Here is a 17,302-nt window from a genome sequence, read left to right as displayed (position 1 = left end):
GCCCATCCTTCCAGGCGGCCGACGAAGAACTGCTCGGGGAGAAACACCGGCGTGGTGCCGGCGAATGCATCAATGGCCATGGCTTGCCCCTTCTAGAACCGACGACGACATAAGCCGCCCCTCAACACAGGGTTCCTCGGGACAAAACTGCTGGCTCCGCGGAGGCCTGCAGCACCGCCATTCCGTCGCGGTTAGATTTCCAGTGCGGCCAGCGCGGCTCGCTCCGCGCTCTTATTGCTTTTTGGCGGTGGCTCGTTCCAAAGCCTTCTTGCGGCGTGCTCGGAGGGAGGCCCGTCTTTTCATTCGCCTGGTTTGGTATTCCGGGCCCGTTGCCGAAGGTTTCGACGCATCTGCCGGCGGTGTTGCGGGCGTGCTCGGCGTCGCGGCCGTTTGAGCTTCAGCCTGCAACGCCGTGAGACATGCAGACGACGCAAAAAGTCCAAACACAGTCGCGGATCCAAAAAAGCCGAGTGCGTTTCGGCGACAGACCTGTTTCAGCTCGGAACGCTCGCCCATTTCATGCTCCAATATGCCGTTTCCAAGGAATGCACCGAAACCCGGGAGCAAGCTCTTGATATGGATCAACCGATACTCGCGTGTTGCTATGGCTGTCATCGAAAATGCAGGCTTCAGTCAGCACGACGATATCGATGTCCGCGTCGATCTCGCCATGACCGTGATAGCCGCGCGCTTCAGGAGCCGGCCGACGAGGCTCTCGCCCCCCGCCAGCACCTCGCCTTCTCCACAGCCCCGCGGAACACGTGGACAATGCGCAGCCCTGCCGTTTGGGAATCCCTGACCCGTGCTAACCGCCGGGAACGAGCAGGCGGGCGGGCGGATTCGTCCCGACGAGGAGCGGTTCTCATGCTGATGACGAGGGACAGACGGCCGGCGATCCGGACGATGCGCGGATGGGCCATCCATGTGCTGCAGGAGGCCGGCGCCATCTTCGAATGCGAGGAGCATGGTTGGGCCAGGGATCGTGCCGACCCTCACGCGCACGCACGCGCCATCGATCTCGCCCGTCTGAATCCGCCTGCCGGCGTCTCTGCCGACGAGGCGACCGCGGAAGTGCGCGAGGTTCTGGAGTCGATCGGAGATACCTGTCCGGAGTGCCGGGACGGAGATTGCTGAGGCGGCTCCGGTCGGGATATCCGTTCTCCGCATGGAGAGACAGGGGCAATGCACTCAAGAACGCCGCCTTCTTCTGCGTTCTTCGGTCGCATTTGCGTAAGAGCTGGTGACCAACTCCGATGAGCCGACGAGGAGACCACGGTCCCTGCGCGAGAGCAGCCTAACTCGCCGGGCGAAAGGATTGCCTCCGGGCGCGCGCCAGTTAGATTGAGGACTCGCCCGAGACACCTGAACGGTGAATACGGAGACGCCTCATGAAACTCGCGCGTGACGGGATCCAGCTCTCCTTCGAGATCGCCGGGGGGGGACCGCTTCAATTTCTCTTCGTCCATGGCCTGGGCGGGGACCGCACGCATTTCGCGCCGCAGATGGCGTATTTCGCCCGTCAAGGTCGAGCGTTGAATGCCGAGCTGCGGGGGCATGGTGAGAGCGACAAGCCGCAACAGGCCTATTCGATCGAAGGCTTTGCCGACGATCTCGTCTGGCTGTGCAACCGGCAGCAGATCACGAAGCCGGTCATCGTCGGTCAGAGCATGGGTGGCAACATGGCGCTCGAAATCGCCGCCCGCTATCCGGACTTTCCTGCAGGCCTGGTGCTGCTCGATTCAGGGGTGCTCTTCCCTACCTCGGCAGGGACGGTGTTTGCCGGGTATCTGGAAGGCTTAAAGGGCGCGAATTTTGCGGACGAGGCGCGCCGAATCGTGGCGGACTCCTGTCTGCCGACCGACAGATGCCGCGCCCATGTCGAACAGACCTTTCTGGCGACACCACAGCACGTGCTGGTGTCCACATTCACAAGTCTGTTTCCCTGGGACGTGCATCGGGCGCGTGAGTGTGCCCAGGCGTGCCAGGTCCCAGTGCTCTATATCGAGGCGGCCCATCGGCTCGCGGACCTGGATGGTTTTGCGGCGTTGTGCCCGCAACTGATCACCGCCAAGGCGGTCGGCTCCGGGCATTTCCTGTCGCTCGAAGTGCCGGAGCAGATCAACCCGATGATCGATCGGTTCATCTCGCTCTACGTGCGAAGTCCCGGGTAAGCTTCGTCGCGGCGGGCCGTGCGGCGGGGATCAACCGGCGCGAATCAACCTGGAGCCCAGGGAAATACGATTCGCCCGGCATTGCACTCCCGGATGCTTCAGGCCGACTTCCGCCGCGCCCCCGCCGCTGGCTTCTTCACCGCCGCTTCCTTCGGCTGCTTCTTGCCGGCGATCGGCATCAGCATCTCCTTCTGGCCGGCCGCTGCCTTCCTCGGCTTCTTTGCCGGCTTGCCGGCCTTCGCGGGCGCGGCTTCCTTGCCTGTCTCCTTCCCTGCCTCCTTGCCGACGCTGCGCCGCAGCGCCTCCATGAGGTCGACGACGTTCTCGCCCTTCGGCCGCTCCTTGGGCCGGATCACCTTGCCGGCGCGCTTCTCGTTGATCAGCTCGATCAGCGCGGTCTCGTAATGGTCCTCGAATCTTTCGGGCTCGAAGCGTCCGGCCTTCTGGTTGACGATGTGCCGGGCGAGATCGAGCATGTCCTTGGTGACCTTCACGTCCTGGATCTCGTCGAAATATTCGGTCTCGCTGCGCACCTCGTAGGGGTAGCGCAGAAGCGTGCCGACGAGGCCCTTGTCCATCGGCTCCAGCGCGATGATGTGCTCGCGGTTGGTTAGCACCACGCGGCCGATCGCGACCTTGTCCATCTCGCGGATGGTCTCGCGGATCACCGCGAAGGCGTCGTGGCCGACCTTGCCGTCGGGACGGATGTAATAGGGGCGGATCAGATAGCGCGGATCGATGTCCGACCGCGCGACGAACTCGTCGATCTCGATAGTGCGCGTGGATTCGAGTGCGATCTCCTCGAGCTCCTCCTTGGAGACCTCGATGTACTGGCCCTTCTCGAGCTCGTAGCCCTTGACGATATCCTCGTTCGTCACCTCGTCGCCGGTCTCCGCGTCCACCTTCACATATTTGATGCGGTGGCCGGTCTGCCGGTTGAGCTGGTTGAACGAGATCTTCTCGCTCTCGGAGGTGGCGGGGTAGAGCGCCACGGGACAGGTGACGAGGGACAGTCGCAGGAAGCCTTTCCAATTGGCGCGCGGGGCCATTTACGCAGAACTCCGGTTCGAGGCGGCTTGGATTCAAGACGAACGGCCGGCCTGGGTTCCGACATGGCTTGTGGAGAAAAGCGCGGGAAATTCGCGGGACAGCCGAAATCCGGCTCGACCGGTTCGGTTTGGGCCGAAAGCGGCAGGAATCGCGTGCTTTTTGGGTCCCTCATGGGCCGCGGAGCCGGAATCCGCCCCGCGGCTATCGACGGCGCATTTGCTCGCGCCTCACATGCCGTACAGGATCTTCAGCTCGCCGCTGGCGCGGACCGCGATCACCACGCCATCGGCGAGCAGCGATATGGTCTCCAATCTCGCGGATGCGAGGTTTCCCTCCATGCGAAAGCCGTCATTCAGCGGCCTGTTGAGCCTTGCGTTGGCCGCGCTCAGCAGATTGTCGTAGGCGAGGCCGTAGTCGGCATTGAACTTCGAGCCGAGTGCGGCCGCGATGGGATTGACCAGTCCAGACAGACCTTCGTCAGTGGTCATGACATCGAGGCCGGACAGCCGGATCATGCGACCGTCGGCATCGGCCTGGACCGCGCCGGAGAGGTAGACCCATTTCCCCGCGTCAGCGCCGGTCTCGGCGGAGCCGGCAACGCGCAGGCCGACGACGAGCTTGCCCGATGACGGATATATCTCGACATCCCGAACCGCAAAGCCCGCCGCGGGCGGCATCGCCGCAACCGCCTGCATCAGCCGGTCCTTGAGCACATCATAGCCGATCCGCACCGGCAGGATGACGTCGAACGCGCCGGGCGCGTCAACGCTATGAGCAAGCGGCGGCAATTCCGTTGCAGTCAACGCCGGCGGGTTCTGCCCGATGAGCGTTTGCGCCGTTCCGGACAGTTCGATCGAGCCGCGCAAGGTTCGGGAGCTGGCCTGCATTCCCGCAAAGGAAACGCTTTGCGGCGTCATCTGCAGCCAGACCGCAGGACTGCTCGAAAGCTCGATCGGCTCGAACGCGTGCCGCCAGGCGGCCGCTGCCTTGTCGCGCAGATCGAGGCGGCGCGCTGCCGCCAACGCGTGCGACCTCACCGTGCCCAATTCAGACCTGATCCTCGGCTCGGCATATTTCGCCAGCGGAATTTCGTGTCCCATCACACGCAGGACCGGCGGCTCGCTCCATCGAAAGCCGTCGCTGAAATCTAGATCCAGCGACCAATCCTGATCGAGCCGCGGACGCGCCGACGCCTCGATCGTGGCGCTGGCCTCGGTCTCGCCATGGATACGCGCGGTGAAGCGATTGGCTCCCTGCCCCTCCAGCGCGCCATAGATCGGCACCGAACCGTAAACGCGGTCGCCGCGGCCATACAGCGACACCGGACCAGATCGCTCGACATAGCCCCACACGTCGCAATTGGCATTGACCTTCCAGAACAAGACACGCCGATGCACGCAGCTGATGCGCTCATCGATGCTGGCAAGCCGACGCGGAATATTCCGCTCGATATCCTCAGCCAGCGTCGGCAGACTGAACTCGAGCGAGGCCGACAGCCGCGAGCTCGTGCTGAACGGCACTGCGGCGTCGGGCGCCAGCGGCGGCTTGTCCGCTGCGTTTGCCGCGGAGCAGAGGCCGACAGCGCCGACCAAGGCAAGGCTGGTGAGAAGCGAGCACCGAACTGCGCGTTGGCCGCGCTGAAAACATATCGTCGAAACGGAATTCATGATCGAACCTCTGTTCTGGTGTGAAATTTCTGACGGAATCGAGATCTATTGCGCGGCCTCGGCCGCCGCGGCGCCGGCAACCGACCTGCCGCAATCGCTCGGCGCGGGCCGGCCTGCGAAGCGATCCATCATCCAGGCGACCGCTGTATCGGCGCTGTCCCGCGCGACAAATCCGTGGCCCACGCCGGGCACCCACATCATGACGACCTTGCCGCCCGCCTTGCATTGCCGCTGCATGTAGCCACGCGTGACTTCCGGCCGGACGATGTTGTCCTCAGTGCCCTGGGCGAGAAACAGCGGCATCTGCGGCGGCAGCGGGTCCGGGTTGTTGCGCATCGCCAGCGATCGCCAGGGCTGCACGGCAGCGATGTTCGGCACCGACAAGAACTGCCGCTCGAGCGGTTTCTCGGTCTTCTGACGCTCCATGATATCGAAGATCGACTCGATGCACTCGTTCGAAAGCCGGTCGACGGTCGGCATCGCCTTAGGCAGCACGACCTTGTCGATCGGCGCACCATAGACGCGCGACCACGACCACAGCGTCATCGCGGTGAGGTTCTTGCCACCTGCACTGCTGAAGTCGTCATCCATCAACGCCACCAGGGACGTTGCAGGCGCGGCGGCCGCAACACCGACGAGGCGAAGCTCCGGCGCATAGGTGTGCGCGATGAGGCCGGTATAGAGCGACGCCTGGCCGCCCTGCGAATGACCCCATACGGCAAAGCTGCTGCCGCCGCCGACGTCGGGAAGGGTGCGCGCCGCACGCACCGAGTCGATCACCGCCCGCGCCTCGCTGTCGCCGACGAGATAAGGATGCGGACCTGCCGTGCCCAACCCCGGATAATCGGTGGCGGCAACGACGACGCCCTGCTCGATCAGCCGGCGCAGCCCGGCCATCTGCTGGAAGACAAAGATCGCAAGCGAGGGCGCGCAATGCGGCACCACGCCGGTGGTCGGGTGCGCCCAGGCCACGATCGGCCGGCCGCCCGCAGGCGCAGGCCCGGGCGGAACGACGATGACGCCGGACACGGCGATCGGCTCACCCTGCATACCGACCGAACGATAGAGCACCCGATAGGCCTGCGCGCCGGCGGGAGCAAACATCATCGGCTCGGAACGGATCAGGGAACCGGGCGGCACATCGAGTTCACGGGGCGTCGCGCGATAGAACGGCGTTTGCGCGCCGGCATTGCTGATCTGAAACAATAATGACGCCAGGCACACCGCGGCTGCAAGGCAACGCGTTAGTCGCAACTTTCCGGTGCTGTACGGCGAGTAAGCAGTCATGGTCGCCTCATAAGTTCGGAGTTTTGAACGGATGGCGGTCGCCGCGTTACTGATCGTCGCCGGCACGCATGCGTGCCGCTCGCTGGTGCGGCTCGTTCGCGTCAGAGAACATGACCTGGTGGCAGGGCTCACTCAGCCTCGGCTCGTTGCCGCGCAGACAGGCGACTATCGCACCGACATTGGGGATGTAACTGCTGCAGAGCCGGAACACGTCCGGGCGGCAGGCTTCCTGCTGCTGCATCGTGCCCTGGGCGGAGGCCGCGCCGCCTTCGGAGGCAATCATCACCAGCGCAGCGCTCATAATCCTGGTTGAATTCCGGAACATCGTTTTCTCCATTGAATGACGGCGTCCTTCGCCATGTGCATCGGTCGATGCATGCGTTGACGCGCAAATACGAAAACTAGATCACTTCGTAGGCGAATAAGGTCGCGACGAGCGTGATGCCGGCCAGACCGCAAAGGAAGATGGCGTCGGCCAGTCGCTCGATACGAGTGCTCAATTGCGCGCGATCCGACCAGCGGATCGACAGGTATGACGTCATCGCGCTCGCCAGGAACGTCACGGCGGCCAATGCAGCGTACTGGTCGACATGCGACGTGCCGTGCCTGAGGGTTGCGATCTTCACCAGGCCGATCAGGGTCGTGCAGACCCCGATCATCGTTCCTGACACCGGCAGGATATGCGACGACAGGCTGTCGCCGCGTGCTCTGACGGCTAATCGATTGGACATGACGCTGGACTGATTATTGCCAGCCGCCGCCGGGGAGCCGGCCGTGATAGGGCGTATCGCGGCAATGACCCCACGGACCATGCCAGTAGCCAGGAGGGCAGCCGTTTGACGCCATGCGCGGGCCATAGAACCCGTTCGGATATGGGCCGCGGCCGAACCAGTGGCAGGCACCGCCCGGCCCGCGATAGCGATTGGCGCCGCAGCCGTCCCGCGCCTCTGCGGGCTGTGCGCCGGCAAGTGCCGTTGCAAGGATGACCGCAATGACGGCTGCGGCGCCGAAGCAGGTCTTAACCATGAGAATTCTCCTTTTTTGCTCATGTGAGGGTTGATGAAATGAAAGAATCGCGGATTGCCGCTTCGTCGCGGCAAACCGTTGAACTGTTGTGAGAGACCGACTGTTCGGCGGCTCTTGAACGAGGATGCTTCTGCAAGGCGCCGCGGCACCGATCGGGACGGCGGAGCAGTCCGGATGGATCGTCGCCAGCGCGGGCGGATCAATGATCCAGACCTCGATCAAAAACAAATATCGCCTCGATATAGAGGTATCGGCGGCTGATATGGCCGATCAGGCCGACAAGCGTTCGTGATTCCGGCCGATTGAACCTTTCAGGGCTTCGATCGACAAAGTCCGCCGCACTGCATGCGCAGCTGGCAGAGTGCCGGACCGGCGCCCCGTCGCGGCAACCTACGCGCAACCCCTTGGATCATCGCGACAACTTTGCAGGTGCCGGCTCGCCTGCTGCGTGTAATAGTGCAAACTGACGGCTCCGCGGTCGGAGGGAACGGCACGCGCCAGCCGGGAAAGCGGTCGGGGCGGCACGCGGTCATGCAGTTTCGTCATCTGCGCTATTTCGTGAAGGTGGTCGAAGCCGGCAGCTTCTCGCGCGCCGCCGCGGAGATTCATGTTGCGCAACCTGCGCTCAGTCAGCAGATCGGCGAGCTCGAAGAGCGTCTCGGCATCGTCCTGCTCGAACGAAGCTCGCGCGGCGTGCGGCCCACAGCCGCCGGCGAGATCGTGTTTTGCGAGGCCACGGAAATCCTGCGCCAACTCGAGCAGCTTCCCGGAATTGTGCGGTCGAGCACCGGCGATGTCGAGGGTATCGTCAACTTCGGAATGACGGTGGCGATCGCTGGCGCCCTTGCCGGTCCCGCCGTGGCGGCATGCCGCGAAGCCCTCCCAAAAGTGACCCTGAAATTCTCGGACGGCGACAGCGACGTCCTTCAAGCCCGTATCGAGACGCAGATGCTCGACCTGGCCGTCGTGTTCGAAGATCACTTCGTGCCGAACTTCTCGCGCCATCCGCTTTATCGGCAACGTCTCTACCTGGTGACAGGTAAGCAGCTGACCGAATACCGCGGCACGATTCCCCTCGAGCAGGTTGCGAGATTGCCGCTCGTGCTCCCGCCACTCCCCAAGCACCGGCGCATCGTCATCGACCGCGCTTTTGCGGAGGCAAGGCTGACCCCAAACATCGTCGCCGAGACGGATGCAGCGCTGAGCGAGCTTTCCGCGGTACGCTCGGGGGTTGGAAGTTCGATCTTCAACGCAGGCACGTTCGAGAACGTCTATCCGGGTGCGTTCGCCGAACCGCTGCTCATCGAGCCGCCGATATTTCTCACATGCTCGCTCGTTTCATCCGGCAATTTCCCGCTTACGCACGCCGGCGAAGCCGTGAAGAACGTCCTGATCCGCTTCATGAAAGACCAGATCGCCGCGAACACGCGGCCCGGCGCGGACCTCATCGCATGATGCAGTACCGTCATCTGCATTACTTCGTCAGCGTGGTAGATGCAGGCAGCTTCTCACGGGCAGCATCCACGATCCACGTCGCGCAGCCGGCGCTCAGCCAGCAGATCGCACAACTCGAGGAGCAGCTCGGCGTGGGCCTGCTCCTGCGTAGCGCGCGCGGCGTTCGCCCGACCGCCGCCGGCGAGGTACTCTATCGAGAGGCATCCTCCATTTTGCGACGGCTGCAGCAGCTTCCGGGCATCGTGCGATCCGGCACAGGACAGGCGAAGGGGATCGTGCGGCTCGGGATGTCGTCGACCCTCCTGACGACCGCGCCCATGGCATTCATGGAGAAATGCAAGGAGTCCCTTCCCGACGTCGTGCTCAGGATGGCGGTTTCCGACAGCCCAACGATCCAGCGGCGCGTGATCGAGCATGAACTCGACCTTGGCCTTGTGCTGGAGGACGAATTCGCTCCGACGGTTGCACGTACACCGCTGTTCAGGCAGCGGCTATTTCTGGTTCGCCATCGCGCGGCGTCGAAAGGCAAGCCGGTGCAACTCGTCGATCTCGCATTGCTGCCGCTCATCCTACCACCTTCCCCGAACATGACGCGCACCGCGCTCGACCGTGCGTTTGCAACAGCAAAGCTCTCGCCGAACGTGGTGATGGAAGCCGACGTCGTGGCAAACATCATTAGCGCTGTGCGGGCGGGCGTCGGCGGCTCGGTACTGCCCAAGGGCGATCTTTCCGACATGTCAGGCGACGACCTCGGCGCGCCGGAGGCGATCGAGCCACCTGTTTATCTGACCTGTTCCATGATCTCGTCCGGCAATTTCCCTTTGACCAACGCAGCTGAAGCGGTGCGAGACCTGCTCGCCCCGTTTGTCGAAACCATCTTGCGTCAAACGCAGGCACCTGGGATCGAATGGATAGACACTGCGCATGCCCCTTCACGCCTATCGCGCTGACACTGTCTCGATGTCCGGCCAGTCATTGGCGCGACAACCGCAGAACACGCAATGCGCTCACCTTTCCACCTCGATACAGTCTCCGCCCCGGCGAGGGTGCGGAGTGGACAGCGCCCTGTTCGTCAGCGGACCCGCTCAAACGTGATGCGGATCTTGGTGCCGTCAGGGCGTTGGAAATTCTCGGTCATGGTGTCGCCGTCGACCACCAGACGCAAGTCCTGCCGCGTCCGGACGCTGCCGATCCAGTTCGGGAAGGTGCAGCCTTCGACCTTGTTGCCGCTGAACTCGCCGTTCTCATCCACCGTGTAAGTCCCGAAGAAGCCGATGCTGCCGGCCATGGCGGCGCGGTTTTCCGCATCCGTGCCCTCGCCCCGCGCGTTGGAGGCAAAGCGCGGGATGTCCGCATCGGTCAGCACCTCGATGAAGTGCATGTCCGGCGTGAAGGTCAGCATCCCGTTCGGCCGCGCGCCATAGGCCGGCAGGTTCTTTCCGTCGGGATCGATCTGGGCGGAGACCATTCTCCAGGTACCGAGCACCTTGTTCGGCGGCGTTGCGTTGACTGGAGCACTCATCAGGCAAACTCCCAAGGTGATCAACACCAGATGTCGACGGTTCATGTTGGAGTCCTCGGCTACGTCCTGCTAGCGACCATTTGCTCAACGTCGTCGCCCGCCGACGGTTTCGGGCCGCTGCCTCCTCACGAGCCGCAACGACGTGTTGGAGGCGCCTCGCAGCCGCGCCAACGTGAGGCCGGCCAAGGCCCGCAGTTTCGCCCGCATGCCGGCGCGAATGACCGTCAGCGCAGGCAGCAATGCGACCAGCAGGCTGAGGGCGATCCAGCGCAGCAGTCGGCCGGCGAGAAAGGCCTGGATCGTCGGGGTCCAGTCGTTCACGACGAGATTGACCGTCGCCGCGAACGCCGCCTTCGCACCGAGGCACAGGACGCTATTCGAGACTATCTTGGCCAGATCGAAACAGGGATGGAACGACATGACGCACAGCAGAATGAGGACGCCGATGTTGCCGAAATAGGGCGATCGCAACGCCTGGGCCGCACGGGCGAGGCTGCGCGCCATGAATCGGCGCTCGTCGCGGTCCCTAGGAGAGGCCTGCACGATGCCTTCGCGGCGATGCGCGACGGGATGAGCTGGCCGCACGGCGCGCAGGCCGGGCGCCGTCCGCAAGCGCAAATGAAGCCTGCCGGTCGCACGCCGGGGCCGGTGCATCGCATTGTCGCGATGAGTCATCGTCATCCCTTCGTCTGGTCTAGACGCGCCTGATCAGCCGAGCCTTGCCGCGCGGCCGCACATGCAGTAACTTCGCACTTGATGCGAATATTTATCGCACTCAGTGTAAGTTTGAATGAGGCCGTTTCGTGTCGAAACAAGCCGGAGAGGACGCAACTCCGAAAAAGGAAGGATTGAGGGAGCAAAAGCGCCGCGAAACCTTGCGACGCATCGCCGACACTGGGCTGAGGCTATTCCTTCGCAACGGCTATGAGGCGACGACGCTCGACGCCATCGCCGAGGAAGCGGGAATATCGCGCCGGACCTTCTTCTATTATTTCAGGTCGAAGGAAGACATCATCCTGGCCTGGCAAGGCGGCCTTGCCGAAACCATACGGCTCGCCATTCTGGAGCAATCAACCAAGCAGACGCCGCTCGAAGCGGTGAAAAACGCGCTGGTGAAGCTCACCGCATCCTACGAGAACGCCGAGGCCCGCAAGCAGATGATGGCGATCGACCGCTTCATCCGCGCCAATGAGACGCTGCAGGCCCGCAAGGCCACGAAATATGCGCAGCAGGAGCAGGCGGTGTTCGACGCGCTCTGCGCGATGTGGCCGCAGCCGAAGCGGCGCCCCGCCCTGCGCATCGTTGCGATGATGTCCGCCGGAGCCTTTCGCCTTGCGATCGACAATTGGAGCCAGGACGAGGGAAGGCGCCCGTTCGCCGCTTACTTACGGGACTGTTTCGCCAGCATCAAAGCGGAAACTTGAAGCTGGGCACAGCCCTCGCGGCAGCTGTTGGGATCCCTCAGCCCACCACCCGCCACAGCCTCCACCGTTCCGGCACACCCTTCAGCCGGTGCATGCCGTGATCCTTCAGGCTCACCGCCGCCTGCGCCGTCATCAGCTCCTTCACCGCGCTCGACACCAGCACATCGCCGGCATGCGCCTTGGCGGCAACGCGGGTGCAGATGTGGAAGGCGAGCCCGACCATCTCGCCGCCGCTGATGGTGTATTCGCCCGCGTGCAGGCCGACCCGGATCTCGAGGCCGAGCGTGCGCACCGCTTTCTGGATCGCGGCCGCGCAGGAGATGGCAGCGGCGGGTTTCCTGAAGGTCGCGAGCACGCCATCGCCGGTGGTCACGACCTCCTTGCCGCCGCATGTCTTCAGTTCTTTACGGACCGCGGCGTAGTAATGGCCCATCACTTTGGTCCAGCGCGCATCGCCGAGCTTTGCCGCCTTAGCGGTGGAGCCGACGATGTCGACGATCAGGATGGTGGCGAGCGCCTGCTTGAGCTCGGGTCCGCGCGCGGCGGGGCGGCGGCGCAGCACGATGGCTCCCGTTAGCGGCTCGTAGCGATGGCTGCGGCGCCGCGCGATCGCGGCCTTGGCATAGTCCTGCGCGCGCTGCGCGGTGCGGCAGCGGATCGTCTTCTCCTGCGGCAGACGCGACCAGTAGACCTTGCGCGCGGCGCCGGTGCCCTGCACCTCCACGGCGCCCCATTTCAGGAAGATGGTCGAGCCGGTGCGCCTGACGCACCAGGCCTTCGACGTGTACCCGGAGACGTTCGACTGATGGACACCGATGCGAAGGAATTTCGGCATTAACGTGCGACGGAAGACCGTTTGCGTAGCGTCCGCAAAGCGTAATCGCACAACCCGGCGTTGGCAACCGGGCGGCTAGCCCGCAAAGCCGCCCTCCGACCAATCATGTTCGGTCCTGGCGGCCGTGCGCGCCACGGACCTCTCGGCATCGGCGCTCGAAGCCTTCTCGGCGCGGCGCTGATAGTCGTCAGCCAGCAGCTTCAGCCGCGTCGCAACCACCTCGTCGGTCATACTCATCGCAGCGCGCAGCAGGCTCTGCGCCGTTTCCATATATTGCTGGCCTCGTCGTGACATCTGCGTCATGGCATCCTCGCTGGGGCAGCGGCATTGGTCCGAGCCGCCGACGACACCACCCTACGCGTCCCGCGCGGCGATATCTTTCAACAAGGCGCCTGCATTTGCCCATCCGCACGACGCGGCCCGATGCCGCGAACAAGCCGACAAAACGCCGCGCGTGAGCATCCATCGGCTGGAGCAGGCACGGCTGAGATCCATGTGCTATCGTCAGGCGGGGGACGGCAAGGGAGAGAGAAATGGCAATAAGCGTCAAGCAAATGCTGGAAGCTGCGAACGCGGCAGTCCCCAAGATCAGCTCTGACCAGGCGGCCGAGATGATCAAGAACGGCAACACGCTGGTCGTGGACGTTCGCGATGCGCCGGAAGTCGCCGCAAGCGGCAAGATCGCGGGCGCCGTGCACGTCTCGCGCGGCATGCTGGAGTTCCGCGCCGATCCGGAATCTCCCTATCACGACAAGGCGTTCGACAAGAGCAAGACCGTCATTCTCTATTGTGCGTCCGGCGGCAGGTCGGCGCTGGCCGGCAAGCTCCTGAAGGATATGGGCTACGAGAACGTCTATAATGTCGGCGGCTTCAAGGATTGGTCGGGCGCCGTCGAGAAGTAGCCGGCCCTCAGGATGAGGTTGCGTTTTGCGGCGGCATCTTAGGCACTTCCTGCGGCGGGCGGCGTTGCGGTCTTTTCGAGGAGGTGCCGATGACCAGGACCAAGACGTCAGACGCGCAAGGCGCAACGACGGCGAGAACGCAGCCCATGCTCAATCCCGGCGACGAAGCCGCGCCGGGAACCACGGGCACCGGCGAAGATGTCTGCCCGGACTGCCACGGCAAGGGGCGCGTCGACGGCGCGCCCTGCGCCACCTGCGGCGGCAGCGGGACCGTCACCCGGGCGGTTGGCGGCGCCTGAGAAACTGCGTCGATCCGGCTTCATCCTGGTAGCAACGATCGGCCGTCCTGCGGGTTGTCCTGTTCGAGGACATCATGAGGCGCGCCATGAGCAAGGAAGCCGGACTGAAGCCCGACGACTTCCCGATCGAAGCCGACAAGGACAAGTTGAAGACGCACAAGGGCGAGCCGGTGGCCTCGGCCGAGACCGAAGAGATCGCGGACGAGATCGCCGACCGGCTGAACGAGCACGCTCACCAGGAAGAGCAGGATCGCTGGTCGGCGTAGTGACGCTACCTTGTGTCATCCGCGGGGAATAGGAACGCCCCGCGTTCCCGCGCATTGCCCCGCGCCGGGGTCCCACAATTCCGGCCAATGGCGGCCTCGGCTCGACCCAGCCCCCGGACCAGAGCCGGGGCTGCCTGACGTCAATTCACAGGAGCGGACATGAAAGCACTCGTTCTCGCAGCGCTCATTGCGGCTCTCGGCTCGCCCCTCGCCGCATTTGCCCAAAGCGGCACTGGAGCATCCAGGACCGGATCGGGCATCAATTCCACGGGGACCGGCGGCACGACCGGCGCGGGAGCCTCCAGCCTCAATACGTCCTCGGACAACAACAGCGGCGGCGCCAGCGCACCGGCGAAATCGTCGACGATGCGGCCGGGCGACAACGACCCCGCGAGGCAAACCCAGGGCGGCCAACAGGCCGAGCCGAACGCTCCCGGTACGAAAAGCAAATAGACCCCGGCGACGCGTTCGGCAGCCGTCCGCTACTCAGCTCGGATAAGCAAACAGCTCGATCGGCTCGCTGAAGCCGCGCACCTCGTGCCGGCCGACATGGTCCAGCGCGAACTCCTTCTCCACCAGTTCGGCGAAATCGCGCGACAGCAGCACCTTCTTGCCGATCGTCTTGGTCAGCGCCTCGAGGCGGGAGGCCATGTTGACGGCGGGGCCGATCACGGTGAAGTCGAGCCGGCTCGACGATCCGATATTGCCGTACATGACGTCGCCGACATGGACGCCGATGCCGTAATTGAGCGGCGCGCGGCCCGTGCCGTTGTTACGCTCGTTCAGCGCGGCCATGGCCTGGCGCGCCTCGGTCACGGCATGGAGCAAATTGGCGCAGGCATTGGGCTGGCTGAGCGGGAAGATCGCGAGCAGGCCGTCGCCGATGAATTTGAGGATCTCGCCGCCGTGCCGCGCGATCGGCTCGGACATCGCGTCGAAATAGTCGTTGAGCAGATCGATGACGTCGTCGCGCGGCCAATTGTCGGAGATCTTGGTGAAATCCCGGAGGTCGCAGATCATGATCGCTGCGCGCACCGTCGTACCGGTCCCGCGCCTTGTGGCGCCGGCGAGGATCAGTTCGCCGGCATGGGAGCCGACATAGGTCTCGAGCAGCGTACGCGCCAGGCGGTTCTTGATGCGGATCTCGCTGACCAGCGCCAGCACCGGCAGCAGCTTCTTCAGGCCGGCGATGTGGGCATCCTCGAAACCGCCGGGGCGGTCAGTGGCAAAGGTCACGACGTGGCGCTTGCCGAGCGTGTGGAACATCGGCCAGGCCACATAATCGGTCATGCCCAGCGACCGCATGTCGTCATAGAGGGCGTGCTTGCGGCCCAGCGAGGAATCCTGTTCGAGCTTTTCGCGCACCTCGTCGGCGCCGTCATGGATCTCGTTGGCGGCGCTGCCGATATATTCGGACCGCTCGCGAACGTTATAGTCGGCGAGCGTGATCTCCGCCTCGCTCTTGCCGTTGGACCACATCATGCGGGCGCCCAGCCATTGCGGATGATGGATCATCACGTGAAGCGTCGACCGCTTCAGCGGGATGCCCGCCTGCTGGAGGCGGATGCACATCTGCGCGAAGATGTTGTCGATGAAGCGCTCGTCGCGCGTGCCGTTGGTCAGCCAGTCGATCACGCCATCGGCAGGCGTAGCGGAGGCGGGATGGTCTGATAGCGCGTTCATGTCCTGCCTCTCGAGCGGCGGTCTGCATCGGGGCAGATATCGTGCGCCGGACTTGCCGCGTCAACCTGCCCGATTGCCCGGCTTGTACGCAGCTTGGCCGGCTTTTAGCCGACGATGCGGATCGAGGCCAGCACAGCCAGGCTCGCGACGAGCGCAAGCTTCGACGGCTCGGTGAGCTCGATCTTCAGCGTGCCTTCGCGGGGAATCGCAAAATCCTCGCTGCCAAGACGGATGCGGCAATCGCCGTGCGCGGCATAGACGAGATGCGTACCCGCGGCAAGCTGCCGCTCGCCGGGCTCCCGGAGCGCTTCGAGCGCGATCTCCGCCGCCCCGCGCCGGGCCATCAGATTCACCACCTCGACCGGACCGGCCTCGAGCGCGGTCACGATCTCCATCTCGCCGGTGAAGCGCACCGTCGTAAAAGGTTCACGTTCGTCGAACTCATGCGTCGGCGATTTCAGCACGAGCCCACGCCCGCCGACGACCATCTGCAAGCGGTCGATTCCGGGCATGTAGGAGAACGGACCGGGCGACACGATCGGCGTCGAGGCAAACCGCCAGAGCAGGCTGTCCCAATCCTTCACCGGGCTACCTGCCCGATGGGCATCGGCGATGTCGGTGAAGATGCCGCCGCCGTTCTTCCAGGGCGAGCGGGTGTAGTTCTCGGGGTGGAGCAATGTGGTTTTCATGGGTTCGAACCGCCTGGAAAACGCCGGAGTATCGACCAGCGTTGTAGCCCGGGTGGAGCCAAGCGCAATACGCGGCAGCGTCATTCCGGGGCGCCACGAAAGTCGCGAGCCCGGAATCCATCCGTCCACCAACCTGCTGCTCTATGGATTTCGGGTTCGCGCTGCGCGCGCCCCGGAATGACGACGGTGGTCTATGGCCGTGAACCGCGCTACGCCTCACATCCCACTGAGCCCGCTATCCACCGCGAGCGTCTGCGCGGTGACGTAGACGCTTTCGTCCGACAGGAAGAACAGCACGGCATAGGCGATCTCCCAGGCGATCGCCTGGCGGCCGAAGGGAATGTGGCCCTTGCCGCGCGAGGGGCGGCCGGCGCCGGCTTCGCGGCCGTTGGGGGTGTCGACGAGACCTGGATAGACGAGATTGGCGCGGATGCCGCGGCGCGCGCCGTGATGGGCGATGTTGCGCATCAGGCCGCCGAGCGCGGCTTTCGAGGAATCATACACCGCCATCTGCGATCCCGCCTTCAGCGCCGCGATAGAGGAGATGAAGACGATGGCGCCGCCATCGTCGAACTTCGGCATCGCGGCGCGGCAGCACAGCATCGGACCGCGGACGTTGACGTCGTAGATCCTGTTCCACTCCTCGGGGCTGACATTATCGAGCCCGACCTTGCCGAAGGTGCCGATGTTCAGCACCATGCCGTCGAGCCCGCCCATGGCGCGATGAGCTTCCTCGATCATGCGCTGGACGTCGGCTTCGCTCGTCACGTCGGCTGCGATGGCAAAGCCCTCGCCGCCTTCATCGGTGATGCGCTTCACCGTCTGCTCGGCCGAGGTTCGGTTGAGATCGGCCACCGCGACCTTCGCGCCTTCGCGGGCACAGAGGATGCTCATGGCGCGGCCGTTGCCGATCGGATCGGTGGCGGCGTCGAACACGCGCTGGCCGCCGCCGACGATCAGGATGCGGCGGCCTTTCAGGCGGCCCCTGCCCGGCGCCTCGCCCAGGGACTCCGCGCTGGGCGGACG

Annotated in this window: 23 protein-coding genes; 10 read left to right on the top strand and 13 right to left on the bottom strand. The window is 64.4% G+C overall.

Annotated elements, in window-relative coordinates; all coding sequences use genetic code 11:
• Positions 1-864 precede the first annotated feature (864 nt).
• A complete protein-coding gene (locus SE91_RS05305; RefSeq protein WP_061846834.1) occupies positions 865-1,134 on the top strand; it encodes a hypothetical protein in 270 nt (89 codons plus the stop codon).
• Between the two features lie 254 nt (positions 1,135-1,388).
• Positions 1,389-2,171, top strand: a complete 783-nt coding sequence (locus SE91_RS05300; protein ID WP_061846833.1) for an alpha/beta fold hydrolase — start codon at positions 1,389-1,391, stop codon at positions 2,169-2,171.
• 98 nt (positions 2,172-2,269) lie between these two features.
• Here the strand turns inward: SE91_RS05300 and ku are convergent, their stop codons facing one another.
• The 6 genes from ku to SE91_RS05270 form a co-directional block, all read right to left on the bottom strand.
• Complete coding sequence (gene ku / locus SE91_RS05295; protein ID WP_061846832.1) at positions 2,270-3,220, bottom strand: non-homologous end joining protein Ku; 951 nt, start codon at positions 3,218-3,220, stop codon at positions 2,270-2,272.
• Positions 3,221-3,448: 228 nt separating this feature from the next.
• The gene (locus SE91_RS05290) at positions 3,449-4,813 is read right to left on the bottom strand and encodes a DUF4403 family protein (RefSeq protein WP_061846831.1); all 1,365 of its coding nucleotides are present in this window, start codon (positions 4,811-4,813) and stop codon (positions 3,449-3,451) included.
• A 120-nt stretch (positions 4,814-4,933) separates the two neighbouring features.
• Positions 4,934-6,094 (bottom strand): alpha/beta fold hydrolase, encoded by a 1,161-nt coding sequence (locus SE91_RS05285; protein WP_245318328.1) that lies wholly within the window; start codon positions 6,092-6,094, stop codon positions 4,934-4,936.
• Between the two features lie 127 nt (positions 6,095-6,221).
• Positions 6,222-6,500, bottom strand: a complete 279-nt coding sequence (locus tag SE91_RS05280) for a hypothetical protein (RefSeq protein WP_245318326.1) — start codon at positions 6,498-6,500, stop codon at positions 6,222-6,224.
• Between the two features lie 76 nt (positions 6,501-6,576).
• Positions 6,577-6,834 carry a hypothetical protein gene (locus tag SE91_RS05275; RefSeq protein WP_008561711.1) on the bottom strand — a complete coding sequence of 86 codons (258 nt, stop codon included), beginning with the start codon at positions 6,832-6,834 and terminating at the stop codon, positions 6,577-6,579.
• 85 nt (positions 6,835-6,919) lie between these two features.
• Positions 6,920-7,201, bottom strand: coding sequence for a hypothetical protein (locus tag SE91_RS05270; RefSeq protein ID WP_008561713.1), 282 nt, complete (start codon positions 7,199-7,201; stop codon positions 6,920-6,922).
• A gap of 124 nt (positions 7,202-7,325) precedes the next feature.
• On the opposite strand from SE91_RS05270, the gene SE91_RS35990 reads away from it, so the two are divergent.
• From SE91_RS35990 to SE91_RS05260, 3 genes are read left to right on the top strand one after another with little or no spacing between them, the layout of a single operon-like run.
• Positions 7,326-7,493, top strand: coding sequence for a hypothetical protein (locus tag SE91_RS35990; protein WP_156489466.1), 168 nt, complete (start codon positions 7,326-7,328; stop codon positions 7,491-7,493).
• A gap of 53 nt (positions 7,494-7,546) precedes the next feature.
• Entirely contained in the window at positions 7,547-8,656 is a 1,110-nt protein-coding gene (locus tag SE91_RS05265; protein WP_245318324.1) for a LysR family transcriptional regulator, read from the top strand.
• Positions 8,653-9,606 (top strand): LysR substrate-binding domain-containing protein, encoded by a 954-nt coding sequence (locus tag SE91_RS05260; RefSeq protein ID WP_156489465.1) that lies wholly within the window; start codon positions 8,653-8,655, stop codon positions 9,604-9,606. The genes SE91_RS05265 and SE91_RS05260 overlap by 4 nt, the downstream gene beginning before the upstream one ends.
• A gap of 122 nt (positions 9,607-9,728) precedes the next feature.
• Here the strand turns inward: SE91_RS05260 and SE91_RS05255 are convergent, their stop codons facing one another.
• Both SE91_RS05255 and SE91_RS05250 read right to left on the bottom strand, forming a co-directional pair.
• A complete protein-coding gene (locus tag SE91_RS05255) occupies positions 9,729-10,178 on the bottom strand; it encodes a lipocalin-like domain-containing protein (protein ID WP_008561720.1) in 450 nt (149 codons plus the stop codon).
• An 84-nt stretch (positions 10,179-10,262) separates the two neighbouring features.
• Entirely contained in the window at positions 10,263-10,682 is a 420-nt protein-coding gene (locus SE91_RS05250; RefSeq protein ID WP_156489464.1) for a hypothetical protein, read from the bottom strand.
• A 299-nt stretch (positions 10,683-10,981) separates the two neighbouring features.
• On the opposite strand from SE91_RS05250, the gene SE91_RS05245 reads away from it, so the two are divergent.
• Entirely contained in the window at positions 10,982-11,602 is a 621-nt protein-coding gene (locus tag SE91_RS05245) for a TetR/AcrR family transcriptional regulator (protein WP_061846826.1), read from the top strand.
• A gap of 37 nt (positions 11,603-11,639) precedes the next feature.
• Here SE91_RS05245 and SE91_RS05240 read toward each other — a convergent pair whose 3' ends face one another.
• Together SE91_RS05240 and SE91_RS05235 are read right to left on the bottom strand one after the other, a co-directional pair.
• On the bottom strand, positions 11,640-12,437 hold the full coding sequence (locus SE91_RS05240; protein WP_061846825.1) for an adenylate/guanylate cyclase domain-containing protein: 798 nt from the start codon (positions 12,435-12,437) through the stop codon (positions 11,640-11,642).
• A gap of 75 nt (positions 12,438-12,512) precedes the next feature.
• Positions 12,513-12,740: a hypothetical protein gene (locus SE91_RS05235; RefSeq protein WP_193409767.1), complete on the bottom strand. Its 228-nt coding sequence runs from the start codon at positions 12,738-12,740 to the stop codon at positions 12,513-12,515.
• 230 nt (positions 12,741-12,970) lie between these two features.
• On the opposite strand from SE91_RS05235, the gene SE91_RS05230 reads away from it, so the two are divergent.
• From SE91_RS05230 to SE91_RS05220, 4 genes are all read left to right on the top strand, one after another.
• On the top strand, positions 12,971-13,339 hold the full coding sequence (locus tag SE91_RS05230) for a rhodanese-like domain-containing protein (RefSeq protein ID WP_060735017.1): 369 nt from the start codon (positions 12,971-12,973) through the stop codon (positions 13,337-13,339).
• 89 nt (positions 13,340-13,428) lie between these two features.
• Positions 13,429-13,638, top strand: a complete 210-nt coding sequence (locus tag SE91_RS35985) for a hypothetical protein (RefSeq protein ID WP_008561743.1) — start codon at positions 13,429-13,431, stop codon at positions 13,636-13,638.
• An 86-nt stretch (positions 13,639-13,724) separates the two neighbouring features.
• Positions 13,725-13,904, top strand: coding sequence for a hypothetical protein (locus SE91_RS05225; RefSeq protein ID WP_008561745.1), 180 nt, complete (start codon positions 13,725-13,727; stop codon positions 13,902-13,904).
• 159 nt (positions 13,905-14,063) lie between these two features.
• Positions 14,064-14,357, top strand: a complete 294-nt coding sequence (locus SE91_RS05220; protein ID WP_061846824.1) for a hypothetical protein — start codon at positions 14,064-14,066, stop codon at positions 14,355-14,357.
• Between the two features lie 33 nt (positions 14,358-14,390).
• On the opposite strand, the gene SE91_RS05215 is transcribed toward SE91_RS05220, so the two are convergent.
• The 3 genes from SE91_RS05215 to SE91_RS05205 form a co-directional block, all read right to left on the bottom strand.
• Positions 14,391-15,587: an adenylate/guanylate cyclase domain-containing protein gene (locus SE91_RS05215; RefSeq protein ID WP_061846823.1), complete on the bottom strand. Its 1,197-nt coding sequence runs from the start codon at positions 15,585-15,587 to the stop codon at positions 14,391-14,393.
• Between the two features lie 104 nt (positions 15,588-15,691).
• Positions 15,692-16,276: a HutD/Ves family protein gene (locus SE91_RS05210; protein ID WP_061846822.1), complete on the bottom strand. Its 585-nt coding sequence runs from the start codon at positions 16,274-16,276 to the stop codon at positions 15,692-15,694.
• Positions 16,277-16,492: 216 nt separating this feature from the next.
• Positions 16,493-17,302, bottom strand: an 810-nt coding sequence (locus SE91_RS05205) for an SDR family NAD(P)-dependent oxidoreductase (RefSeq protein WP_197489423.1), incomplete at its 5' end; no start/stop codon positions are given.

The sequence above is a fragment of the Bradyrhizobium sp. DOA1 genome (genome assembly GCF_001593325.1).
GTDB lineage: Bacteria > Pseudomonadota > Alphaproteobacteria > Rhizobiales > Xanthobacteraceae > Bradyrhizobium.
Note: the sequence above shows the minus strand (reverse complement) of the source record. Positions and strands in the feature narration are given on the sequence as shown.